The following is a 10,385-nucleotide window of genomic DNA, read 5'->3' on the forward strand; positions in this document are numbered from 1 at the left end:
GCAACCGCCCGGCGAAATCCCGCCCCCACCCGGCCCCACCGCAGCTCCCCGGACAGCACCTGCAAGCGCCGGCACGGGCGCAAGCACGAGCACGGTCACAGGCGCCCAACACAAACGCGCCCCTCCCGCAACGGACGTCCGCAACGGGAGAGGCGCGTGGGGCAGGGACCGGCACCGAGCGGCACCGCGGCGGGCGACGCCGGCGCCCGGACCGCCGTCAGACCTTGACCGGCTCCGGCGCGGCGTCCGCCAGCAGCGGCTCGACCTCGCGGACCACCTTGCGCTCCACGAAGAACGCGGCGGTCGGGATCGTCCCGGAGACCAGCACCCACAGCAGCTTGCCGAACGGCCAGCGCGCCTTGGAGCCCAGGTCGAAGGCGAAGACCAGGTAGATGATGTAGAGAACGCCGTGGACCTGGGCGACGACGAGCGTCAGGTCCTTCCCCATCCCGAAGCCGTACTTCAAAACCATGCAGGCGCAGAGCACGAGCAGCATCACAGCGGTGATGTAGGCCATCGCCCGGTATCGGGTCAGGACGCTTCGCTTCATGCCCCCGAGCGTAACCGCCGCTTCCGGGGCGATCTTCGCCGCCCCCCGTTCCACGGCGCGCCGCCGGAAGACCCCCGTGGCCCACCCCGCGGACCTGCGAAAACGCGGTCAACTCACGGTCATGGACACGCTCATTCGTCCTTGAAGTCCGCCGCCGCCACCCGCAGCGGGCGCAGCAGCGCGAAGATCTCCGCGCACTCCTCCGCGTCGTACGCCCCGAGCCCGAAGTCCATCGCCATCAGGTCGCGGGTGGCCGCGTCGCACACCTCGCGCCCCTTCTCCGTGATGGACGCCAGGGTGCCCCGGCCGTCGTTCGGGTTGGGCCGCTTGGCGACCAGCCCCGACTTCACCAGCCGGTCGACGGTGTTGGTCACCGAGGTGGGGTGCACCATCAGACGCTCGCCGATCTTCGACATCGGCAGCTCGCCCGCCTTGGAGAAGGTCAGCAGCACCAGCGCCTCGTAGCGCGCGAAGGTCAGTCCGTACGGCTTGACCACCGCGTCCACCTCGGACAGCAGGATCTGCTGGGCCCGCATGATCGAGGTGATCGCGGCCATGGAGGGCACGGAGCCCCATCGCTGCTCCCACAGTTCGTCGGCGCGTGCGATCGGGTCAAAGGCAAGGCTGAGCGGCTTCGGCACGCTTCCGACCCTACCCGGCGGTCACATGCTGGTCAGCCCTGTCTCAACTTTCGGTCTCATGGAGTGGTCCGCGCCCGCCCGCCGCGCCCCGCGCCCCCGAGCGCCGGACCGCGGCGATCACCGCCAGGACGGCGACCGCGCCCACCACCCCCGCGGCCGGCATCACCACCGGCAGCGGCGCGTACTCGGCGGCCACCCCGGCCGCCCCCATCGCCAACCCCATGATCGTCATCCGGCCCGCCTGCATCACCGTCATCGCCTGCCCCAGCAGCTCCTCGGGTACCGCGGCGACGAACCACCGGTCCACCCCGAAGTTGTACGCGATGCCGGTGCCGGTCAGGACCAGCAGCACCAGGGCCCACCCCCACGACGGCCGGGCGGCGAACCCCAGGGAGGGCAGCACCGCGAACAACCCGAGGGGGAACGTCAGCCGGGTCCGGGCCCGCGCCCCGAGGAACGTCCCCACCAGGGTTTCGGCGACCACCGCCCCGACCGGCATCCCGCACATCAGCAACCCCTGCCCGGTCGGCCCGACCCCCAGCAGCCCCCCGTACGGGACGAGCAGCGCCTCGGGGACGACCACCACCGCCGGCGGTACCCAGCTGAGCAGCAGCAGCGCCCGGATCCGCCGGTCGGCCAGCAGCCGCCGGACGCCGGCCAGCGAGGCGCCCAGCAGCGCGCCGGCCGCCCGCCCCCGTGCCGGACGGGCCGCGGTCCCCAGCCGCAGCAGCAGCGCCGAGGCGGTGAACGTCCCGGCGGTGATGCCGAGCACCGCGCCCGGCGTGACCGCGGCCAGCAGCAGCCCTCCGGCGGCGAACCCGGCCAACTGCGCCCCCTGGTTGACGATCCGGACCAGCGAGCGCCCCAGGACGAACAGCTCGCCCTCGCCGAGGATCTCGCCGAGCGTCCCGGCCCGGGTGCCGGCGAAGACCGGCGCGACCGCCGCGATCAGGCAGCGCAGCCCGAGCAGGACCGCCACCGGCGTCCCGGGCAGCACCATCGCCGCGGCCGCCCCCGCGCACACCGCGTCGCACAGCACCAGGACCCGGCGGGCCGGGTAGCGGTCGGCGACGGCCGACAGCAGGGTGCCGCCGATGACGTACGGCAGCAGGCCGAGCGCGAAGGTCAGCGCGCTGAGCAGCGGTGAGTCGGTGAGCCGGTAGACCAGGACGGAGAGCGCGATCTCGCAGACCACCACGCCCAGGGAGGAGAGCAGGTGGGCGGCGAAGACGAAGCGGAATTCGGGGACCGCGAAGACGGCGCGGTAGCCCGCACCGGACCGCCCGGCGGCGTCGCCCCGGTCGTCCGGGCCGTCCCGGTCGTCCGGACCGGGGGCGGCGGGGCAGGTGGGAGCGGGGCCCGGCTGTGCGGGCCCGGAAGGCGTCGGCATGGCGTCAGGCTGACGGGGCGCGCCTGGTGGGCCGTAGTGTTTCGGCAGCAGCCGAATCCTGGGGAGGGGAGGCCCGACGGTGCCGCTGGAGCTGCATTTCGGGGCGGACGACCTGCTGCGGATCCGGTTCGCGATCTCGCCGCTGTGCGAGACCCACGAGGCGCTGCGGACCCTGCGGCGCACCGACCGGCACGGCTACCACCTGCCGTGGCTGCGGCGGATGCGGGAGCGGGTGGCGGAGCTGGACCTGTCGGCGCTGTGGCTGTTCATGCCGTCGTCGCGGCCCGGCTACACCCCCGATTTCCTGGGCCGGCCGCCGGCCGTACCACTGGCCGACTTCGCGGCGGAACTGGCGTACCTGCGGGCCACCGATCCGGCGCTGGCCCGGGCCGAGATGGCCAAGTCGCTGGCGTGTACGCCGGGGGCGGCCCGGTCGCCGCGCGGCCGGGCGGCGCTGGCGGACCCGGCACGGGCGGTGCAGGAGCTGGCAGACGTCACCGAACGGGCTTGGGAGGCGCTGCTGGCGCCCGACTGGCCCCGGCTGCGGGCCCTGCTGGAGGCGGAAATCGCCTACCGGTCGCACCAGTTGGCCGACGGCGGACTGCGCCGCCTGTTCACCGATCTGCATCCGCGGCTGTCCTGGTCGGACGACGGCACGCTGACCGTCCGCACCCGTACGGACTTCACGCAGCTCCAGGACCTCGACGGGCGGGGCGTGCTGCTGCTGCCGAGCGTGTTCGTCTGGCCGGACGTGATCAGCGGCTTCGATCCGCCGTGGCAGCCGACGGTGATCTACCCGGCGCGCGGGATCGGCGGACTGTGGCAGGAGCCGGCGGGCGGCCCGGCGCTGGCGCGGCTGCTGGGCGCCAACCGGGCCGCGGTGCTGACGGCCCTGGACACGCCGGCGACGACCTCGGCGCTGGCCCACCGGCTGGGGCTGGCCGCCTCGTCGGTCTCGGCGCACCTGTCCGTGCTGCGCGACGCCGGGCTGCTGACGTCGCGCCGGCACGGACACCAAGTGCTCTACGAGCGGACGCCGCTGGGCATCGCCCTGCAGGCCGGCGGCTGACGGCCGACGGCCGGACCGGTCAGGAAGCGGGCTCGCCCCCGGCCAGATGACGCTCGACGGTCGCCACCTTCGAGGTGAGGCCGTCGGTGACGCCCGGCCGGATGTCGGCCTTCAGGACCAGCGAGACCCGCCCGGCGCGCGCCTCGACGGCGGCCACCGCGCGCTTGACGACGTCCATGACCTCGTCCCATTCGCCCTCGATGGAGGTGAACATGGCGTCGGTGCGGTTGGGCAGGCCGGACTCGCGGACGACCCGGACGGCGTCGGCGACGTACTCGCCGACGTCCTCGCCGACGCCCAGCGGGCTCACGGAGAAGGCGACGATCATGCGTTCACCGTGCCTTCGCGGCGGGCGCGGGCGGCCATCACACCGGCCTCCTCCTCGCGCTTGAGCACCTTGTCCGCGTACAGACCGCCGAACGGCAGGACCGCGAGGAGGAAGAAGAACGCGACCCGCTTGAAGGGCCACTTGGTGCGGTTCCAGGCGTCCAGCAGCAGCACCACGAAGATCGTGAACAGGATGCCGTGCAGCAGGCCGAGCGGCATGACGAGCTTGTCGTAGTCCAGGAAGATCCGGAAACCCGTGCCGAATATCAGCAGCGCCGGGAAGGAGAGCGCCTCCGGGATGGATGCCAGGCGCAGTCGGTGCAGGGCAGCGGCGGTCTTGATGTCCACGGGAACCTCGTTCGGGCGGAGAGGGGCGTCACGATGCTTGTGCAAGAGTTCACAAGCATCCGCCCCATTGTTACAGCCGCCCCGGCGATCACTGCGCCGGGGGCCGCCGCCCCGGCACGGACCGGGCGATCGGACGGCCGGGGAGGCGGACGGCCCGGCGGACCGGGGCGGACTCGGGGAAAGGTCGGGGACGGATCCGGGTCGAAAGCCCTGCCCCGGCCGGTCGCCGCCGACTACCGTCTGACGCGTGGCTCAGTTTCGACTCCAGGGAAGCAAAGTGCTCGCCGTCGACCTGTCGGGTGACGCCGTCAAGGCGAAGAACGGCGCGATGGTCGCGTACGACGGCGAGGTGTCCTTCAAGAAGATGACCGGCGGCGGGGAGGGACTGCGCGGCATGGTCACCCGGCGGCTGACGGGTGAGCAGATGACCGTGATGGAGGTGAAGGGCCGGGGCACCTGCTACTTCGCCGACCGCGCCAGCGAGATCAACCTGGTCCGGCTGCAGGGCGAGAAGCTGTTCGTGGAGGCCAGCAACCTGCTGTGCACCGAGGCGGCGCTGCACACCGGCACGACGTTCACCGGGCTGCGCGGCGCCTCGCAGGGCAACGGCCTGTTCACCACCACCGTCGAGGGCCACGGGCAGGCCGCGCTCACCTCCGACGGCCCGGCCGTGGTGCTGCGGGTCACCAAGCAGTACCCCCTCCAGGTCGACCCGGGCGCGTACATCGCGCACACCGGCCAGTTGAAGCAGCACTTCCAGTCCGGAGTGAACTTCCGCACGTTCATCGGCGAGGGCTCCGGCGAGGCGTTCCAGATCCGTTTCGAGGGCGAGGGACTGGTCTACGTGCAGCCCAGCGAGCGCAACACCGTGGGCGGTGAGGTCTGATGCCGTTCACCGCCCTCAACTCCCGCATGGTGGAAGCCACCATCGCCCCCGGGCAGCGGATGTTCAGCCAGCGCGGCGCGATGCTCGCCTACCGCGGCGAGGTCGCCTTCACCCCGAACATCCAGGGCGGTCAGGGCGGCCTCGGCTCCATGATCGGCCGCCGGATCGCCGGCGAGGCGACCCCGTTGATGACCATCGAGGTCCCCCAAGGCCCTGACGGCCAGGGAGGTGCCCCCACCGCCACGGTCATGTTCGGTCACGGCGGCCATCACGTCCAGGTCGTCGATCTGACCGACGACACGCTCTACGTGGAGGCCGACCGCCTGCTGGCCTTCGACGGCTCGCTCGCCCAGGGCACGATGTTCATGGGCTCGCAGGGCGGCGTGATGGGCATGGTGCGCGGCCAGGTCACCGGCCAGGGCCTGTTCACCACCACCCTCCAGGGCCACGGTTCGGCCGCGGTGATGGCCCACGGCGGCGTCTTCGCACTGCCGATCACCCCGCAGCGCCCGGTCCACGTCGACCCGCAGGCCTACGTCGCCCACCGCGGCGACGTCCGCAACCGCCTGTCGACCGCCATCGGCTGGCGCGAGATGATCGGCCGCGGCTCGGGAGAGGCGTTCCAGCTGGAGCTGTCCGGCCAGGGCACCGTCTACGTACAGGCGTCGGAGGAGAAGCTGTGAACGGTCCCGTAGTCCACGACGTCCACACCCTCCCCGTCGACGACAACGTCAACCCCTACGCCTTCAGCGTCGACCTCGACGGCCAGTGGTTCCTGCAGAAGGGGAAGATGATCGCCTACTACGGGCAGATCGACTTCCACGGCATCGGGCACGGCCGCCTCGACCGCCTCATCGCCGGCAGTTTCCATTCGCCACTGCACGCCGCGGACTGGGTGGTCGCCGAGGGCCGCGGGAAGATGCTGCTGGCCGACCGGTCCTTCGACATCAATTCCTACGATCTGGATGAGGGCAACCTCACTATTCGCTCCGGCAACGTGCTCGCCTTTCAGCCATCTCTCTCGCTGAAGCAGTCGATCATCCCGGGCTTCCTCACCCTCATCGGCACGGGCAAGTTCGTGGCCGCCTCCAACGGCCCCGTGGTCTTCGTCGAACCCCCGATCCGGGTGGACCCGCAGGCCCTCGTCGGCTGGGCCGACTGCCCCTCCCCCTGCCACCACTACGACCACCAGTACCTGCGGGGATTCCTGGGCGGTCTGCGCGCCCACACCGGTATCGGCGGGGCCTCCGGCGAGGAGCACCAGTTCGAGTTCACCGGCGCCGGCACGGTCCTGTTGCAGTCCTCGGAGCAGTTGATGCCGCAGCAGCCGACGGGCGCGCTGCCTGCGGAGGAGGGTGTCCCGGGCGGCGGTGTCCCGGCGCAGGAAAGTGGCTCACAAGTGCCGCAGCTGCCCGGCGGCCTAGGGGGGCTCCAGCGCCGCTTCGGGCTGTGAACGGTAGTCTGCGGACGGTGACATCGAACGTCTGATCAACCGCGGATCCCGGCCGACCGAACTCCGCAAATGTCACACGCCATGACTAATTCATTATTCAACTTTCACGGGTAGAATTCATCCATGACGACCGACAGTGACACTCCCTGGCTGACCAACCAGGAGCAGCGTGCCTGGCGCACCCACCTGGACGTCAGCAGACTGCTGATGCACCAACTGGAGCGCGATCTCCAGCCGTTCGGCCTGACCAACAACGACTACGAGATCCTGGTCAACCTCTCCGAGGCCGACGACCACCGGCTGCGGATGAGCGACCTGGCCGCCAGCACGCTGCAGTCGAAGAGCCGCCTCTCGCACCAGATCACGCGCATGGAGAACGCGGGCCTGGTCCGCCGCGAAAGCTGCGAGTCGGACCGCCGCGGCCTCTACGCCGTCCTCACCGAAGAGGGCTGGGAAACGATGCGCCGGGTCGCCCCGCACCACGTCGCCTCGGTGCGCCGGCACTTCATCGACCTCTTCGCCCCCGAGTCCCTGGAATCCCTCCACGCCTCCCTCGCCCCGGTCGCGGAACACCTGCGCGAACACCGCGGCAACCCCTGACGCGACTCCTGGCACACCCCGCGATCACACTCCGTGACGAAGCGGGAACTCCTCACGCTCCGTAATCGTTGCCGGAGTAAGAGGAGGCGGGCGGCACGCAGGGCGCACCCCCCGCTCGACGCCCGCCCCCCGCTCGACGACTGTCCCCCGTCCGACGCCTACCGCCCGCTCGACGCCTATCCCCCGTTCGTCAGCCCCTCCACCAGTTCGTCCGCGGCGCGGTAGGGGTCCGTCTCGCCGGCGACGATGCGCTCGGCCAGCGCGTCCAGGTGGCGGTCGCCGGACAGGTCGCCGATCCGCGAGCGCAGGGCCGTGACGGCGATGGTCTCGACCTCGCGGGCGGCCCGGGCCAGCCGGCGCCGCGCCAGCACGCCGTGCTCCTCCATCCAGGCCCGGTGCTTCTCCAGCGCCTCGACGACCTCGTCGACGCCCTCGCCGCGCGCCGCGACGGTCTTGACGATCGGGGGGCGCCAGTCGCCGGGCGCCCGGGCCTCCCCCAGGCCCAGCATGTGGTTCAGCTCGCGGGCGGTGGCGTCGGCGCCGTCCCGGTCGGCCTTGTTGACGACGTAGACGTCGCCGATCTCCAGGATTCCGGCCTTGGCGGCCTGGATGCCGTCGCCCATCCCGGGGGCCAGCAGCACCACGCTGGTGTCGGCCTGGGAGGCGATCTCGACCTCGGACTGGCCGACGCCGACGGTCTCGACGAGGATCACGTCGCAGCCCGCGGCGTCCAGCACCCGGATCGCCTGCGGGGCGGCCCAGGCGAGGCCGCCCAGATGGCCGCGGGTGGCCATCGAGCGGATGTAGACGCCGGGGTCGGAGGCGTGGTCGCTCATCCGGACCCGGTCGCCGAGCAGCGCGCCGCCGGAGAACGGCGAGGACGGGTCGACGGCGAGCACGCCGACCCGTTTGCCGGCCTTGCGGTACGCGGTGACCAGCGCGGACGTCGTGGTGGACTTGCCGACGCCGGGCGACCCGGTCAGCCCGACCACATACGCGCCGCCGGTGAGCGGCGCCAGCGTCGCCATCACCTCGCGCAGCTCCGGCGCCGCTCCCTCGACGAGGGAGATCAGCCGGGCCACCGCCCTCGGGCGGCCCTGCCGGGCCTGTTCCACCAGTTGGGGGACGTCCACCATCGCGCTCGGCTCCTTCGGCCTCGACTCACTGGCTGGTACGCGCTGCTCCCGCGCCGCGTGCCGGCACCGGTTCGGTGCGCGGTCCCGGCACGCGCGCGGTGCCGCGCGGGCCCGTTACTTGCCCGGTACCCGGATGATCAGCGCATCGCCCTGACCGCCGCCGCCGCACAGCGCGGCCGCGCCGGTGCCGCCGCCGCGCCGCCGCAGCTCCAGCGCGAGGTGCAGCACGATACGGGCGCCGGACATGCCGATCGGGTGGCCCAGGGCGATGGCGCCGCCGTTGACATTCACCTTTTCCGGGGAAACCCCGAGGTCCTTCATGGACTGCACGGCGACCGCCGCGAACGCCTCGTTGATCTCGATCAGGTCAAGATCCTCGACGCTGAGGCCGTCCTTGGCGAGCGCGTGGTTGATGGCGTTGGACGGCTGCGACTGGAGGGAGTTGTCGGGGCCGGCGACGTTGCCGTGCGCGCCGATCTCGGCGATCCACTCCAGGCCCAGTTCCTCGGCCTTGGCCTTGCTCATGACGACCACGGCGGCGGCGCCGTCGGAGATCTGGGAGGCGCTGCCGGCGGTGATGGTGCCGTCCTTGGCGAAGGCCGGGCGGAGCTTGCCGAGGGTCTCCGTGGTGGTCTCGCCGCGGATGCCCTCGTCCTTGCTGAAGATCACCGGCTCACCCTTGCGCTGCGGGATCTCCACCGGGGTGATCTCGGCCTCGAACAGGCCGTTCTTCTGGGCGGCGGCGGCCCGCTGGTGGGAGAGCGCGGCGACCTCGTCCTGTTCGGCCCGACGGAGGCCCAGGCGGGTGTTGTGCTTCTCGGTCGACTCGCCCATCGCGATGTTCTCGAAGGCGTCGGTGAGGCCGTCGTGGGCCATCGCGTCGAGCATCTCCACCGCGCCGTACTTGAAGCCTTCCCGGGACTTCGGCAGCAGGTGCGGGGCGTTGGTCATGGACTCCTGGCCGCCGGCCACGATGACGTCGAACTCGCCGGCGCGGATGAGCTGGTCGGCCAGCGCGATGGCGTCCAGGCCGGAGAGGCAGACCTTGTTGACGGTGAGCGCGGGGACGTTCATCGGGATGCCGGCCTTGACCGCGGCCTGGCGCGCCGGGAGCTGCCCTGCCCCGGCCTGGAGCACCTGGCCCATGATCACGTACTGCACCTGGTCGCCGCCGATACCCGCGCGGTCCAGCGCCGCCTTGATGGCCACTCCGCCCAGGTCGGCGCCGGAGAAGCTGCGCAGCGAGCCGAGGAGGCGACCCATGGGGGTGCGCGCTCCGGCGACGATGACGGAGGTGGTGCCGTTCGTTGCAGACATACGATGCGGCCTTCCTTTGCCGGGAAGTTAACGAGGGTTCCCGTCAATGTACTGAGGGGTAGTCGCCGGGTCACCGGCAAGCGGGTGTGATCGCGCGCACGTTGCGTAACCAGCCGTGCGAGCGGTGCACTGGAGCCATGCTGACGCGAATCGACCACATCGGGATCGCCTGTTTCGACCTCGACAAGACCGTCGACTTCTACCGTGCCACGTATGGCTTCGAGGTGTTCCACACCGAGGTCAACGAGGAGCAGGGGGTCCGCGAGGCCATGTTGAAAATCAACGAGACCTCGGACGGCGGTGCCTCGTACCTGCAGTTGCTGGAGTCGATCCGGGAGGACTCCGCGGTGGGCAAGTGGCTGGCCAAGAACGGCGAGGGGGTGCACCACATCGCGTTCGGTACGGCGGACGTCGACGGGGACGCCGAGGCCGTTCGGGGCAAGGGTGTCCGGGTGCTGTACGACGAGCCGCGGCGGGGTTCGATGGGGTCGCGGATCACCTTCCTGCACCCCAAGGATTGCCACGGTGTGCTGACCGAACTCGTCACCACCGCGCCTCCGGACGCGACTGACCACTGACCTTCCCCTTCCCCGGCCGGTAGAGTGCAGCTTCGGCCGGGGTGCGGGAATGGGGCTCGGTCCATACTCTGCCGATGATCTGACACCATT

Annotated in this window: 13 protein-coding genes; 6 read left to right on the plus strand and 7 right to left on the minus strand. The window is 71.5% G+C overall.

All coding sequences use genetic code 11. The annotated features are described in order from the left end of the window. Positions 1 to 217: 217 nt before the first annotated feature. The 3 genes from CG747_RS01505 to CG747_RS01515 form a co-directional block, all read right to left on the minus strand. The gene (locus CG747_RS01505) at positions 218 to 550 is read right to left on the minus strand and encodes a DUF3817 domain-containing protein (RefSeq protein WP_100599742.1); all 333 of its coding nucleotides are present in this window, start codon (positions 548 to 550) and stop codon (positions 218 to 220) included. A 131-nt stretch (positions 551 to 681) separates the two neighbouring features. Beyond that, positions 682 to 1,191: a MarR family winged helix-turn-helix transcriptional regulator gene (locus CG747_RS01510; protein ID WP_100599743.1), complete on the minus strand. Its 510-nt coding sequence runs from the start codon at positions 1,189 to 1,191 to the stop codon at positions 682 to 684. Positions 1,192 to 1,234: 43 nt separating this feature from the next. Further along, the gene (locus CG747_RS01515) at positions 1,235 to 2,581 is read right to left on the minus strand and encodes an MFS transporter (protein WP_100599744.1); all 1,347 of its coding nucleotides are present in this window, start codon (positions 2,579 to 2,581) and stop codon (positions 1,235 to 1,237) included. Between the two features lie 79 nt (positions 2,582 to 2,660). Between CG747_RS01515 and CG747_RS01520 the strand changes: the two genes are divergently transcribed. Beyond that, positions 2,661 to 3,650, plus strand: coding sequence for a DUF5937 family protein (locus tag CG747_RS01520; RefSeq protein WP_100599745.1), 990 nt, complete (start codon positions 2,661 to 2,663; stop codon positions 3,648 to 3,650). Between the two features lie 19 nt (positions 3,651 to 3,669). Here the strand turns inward: CG747_RS01520 and CG747_RS01525 are convergent, their stop codons facing one another. Together CG747_RS01525 and CG747_RS01530 are read right to left on the minus strand one after the other, a co-directional pair. Beyond that, positions 3,670 to 3,978, minus strand: coding sequence for an MTH1187 family thiamine-binding protein (locus CG747_RS01525; protein WP_100599746.1), 309 nt, complete (start codon positions 3,976 to 3,978; stop codon positions 3,670 to 3,672). Beyond that, positions 3,975 to 4,325, minus strand: a complete 351-nt coding sequence (locus CG747_RS01530) for a DUF3817 domain-containing protein (protein WP_100599747.1) — start codon at positions 4,323 to 4,325, stop codon at positions 3,975 to 3,977. Before CG747_RS01530 ends, CG747_RS01525 begins: the two co-directional genes overlap by 4 nt. Before the next feature lie 247 nt (positions 4,326 to 4,572). On the opposite strand from CG747_RS01530, the gene CG747_RS01535 reads away from it, so the two are divergent. The 4 genes from CG747_RS01535 to CG747_RS01550 all read left to right on the plus strand — a co-directional run bounded on the left by CG747_RS01535 (position 4,573) and on the right by CG747_RS01550 (position 7,264). Continuing rightward, positions 4,573 to 5,211, plus strand: coding sequence for an AIM24 family protein (locus CG747_RS01535; protein ID WP_100599748.1), 639 nt, complete (start codon positions 4,573 to 4,575; stop codon positions 5,209 to 5,211). Further along, positions 5,211 to 5,894: an AIM24 family protein gene (locus CG747_RS01540; RefSeq protein WP_100599749.1), complete on the plus strand. Its 684-nt coding sequence runs from the start codon at positions 5,211 to 5,213 to the stop codon at positions 5,892 to 5,894. The genes CG747_RS01535 and CG747_RS01540 overlap by 1 nt, the downstream gene beginning before the upstream one ends. Beyond that, positions 5,891 to 6,664: an AIM24 family protein gene (locus CG747_RS01545; RefSeq protein ID WP_100599750.1), complete on the plus strand. Its 774-nt coding sequence runs from the start codon at positions 5,891 to 5,893 to the stop codon at positions 6,662 to 6,664. The genes CG747_RS01540 and CG747_RS01545 overlap by 4 nt, the downstream gene beginning before the upstream one ends. 123 nt (positions 6,665 to 6,787) lie before the next feature. Then, entirely contained in the window at positions 6,788 to 7,264 is a 477-nt protein-coding gene (locus CG747_RS01550) for a MarR family winged helix-turn-helix transcriptional regulator (RefSeq protein WP_100599751.1), read from the plus strand. A 176-nt stretch (positions 7,265 to 7,440) separates the two neighbouring features. Here CG747_RS01550 and meaB read toward each other — a convergent pair whose 3' ends face one another. Together meaB and CG747_RS01560 are read right to left on the minus strand one after the other, a co-directional pair. Beyond that, positions 7,441 to 8,400, minus strand: a complete 960-nt coding sequence (meaB, locus tag CG747_RS01555; protein ID WP_100599752.1) for a methylmalonyl Co-A mutase-associated GTPase MeaB — start codon at positions 8,398 to 8,400, stop codon at positions 7,441 to 7,443. A gap of 114 nt (positions 8,401 to 8,514) precedes the next feature. Continuing rightward, entirely contained in the window at positions 8,515 to 9,717 is a 1,203-nt protein-coding gene (locus tag CG747_RS01560; RefSeq protein WP_100599753.1) for an acetyl-CoA C-acetyltransferase, read from the minus strand. A 137-nt stretch (positions 9,718 to 9,854) separates the two neighbouring features. On the opposite strand from CG747_RS01560, the gene mce reads away from it, so the two are divergent. Beyond that, positions 9,855 to 10,295 carry a methylmalonyl-CoA epimerase gene (mce, locus tag CG747_RS01565; protein ID WP_100599754.1) on the plus strand — a complete coding sequence of 147 codons (441 nt, stop codon included), beginning with the start codon at positions 9,855 to 9,857 and terminating at the stop codon, positions 10,293 to 10,295. The last annotated feature ends 90 nt before the right edge of the window (positions 10,296 to 10,385 follow it).

The sequence above is a fragment of the Streptomyces sp. CB02959 genome, from assembly GCF_002803155.1.
GTDB lineage: Bacteria > Actinomycetota > Actinomycetes > Streptomycetales > Streptomycetaceae > Streptomyces.

What these genes read in the sequence shown, in the direction of transcription:
- CG747_RS01505 (WP_100599742.1), bottom strand. Translation starts at nt 550, where the DNA reads ATGAAGCGAAGCGTCCTGACCCGATACCGGGCGATGGCCTACATCACC.
- CG747_RS01515 (WP_100599744.1), bottom strand. Translation starts at nt 2,581, where the DNA reads ATGCCGACGCCTTCCGGGCCCGCACAGCCGGGCCCCGCTCCCACCTGC.
- CG747_RS01525 (WP_100599746.1), bottom strand. Translation starts at nt 3,978, where the DNA reads ATGATCGTCGCCTTCTCCGTGAGCCCGCTGGGCGTCGGCGAGGACGTC.
- CG747_RS01540 (WP_100599749.1), top strand. Translation starts at nt 5,211, where the DNA reads ATGCCGTTCACCGCCCTCAACTCCCGCATGGTGGAAGCCACCATCGCC.
- CG747_RS01550 (WP_100599751.1), top strand. Translation starts at nt 6,788, where the DNA reads ATGACGACCGACAGTGACACTCCCTGGCTGACCAACCAGGAGCAGCGT.
- meaB (WP_100599752.1), bottom strand. Translation starts at nt 8,400, where the DNA reads ATGGTGGACGTCCCCCAACTGGTGGAACAGGCCCGGCAGGGCCGCCCG.
- CG747_RS01560 (WP_100599753.1), bottom strand. Translation starts at nt 9,717, where the DNA reads ATGTCTGCAACGAACGGCACCACCTCCGTCATCGTCGCCGGAGCGCGC.
- mce (WP_100599754.1), top strand. Translation starts at nt 9,855, where the DNA reads ATGCTGACGCGAATCGACCACATCGGGATCGCCTGTTTCGACCTCGAC.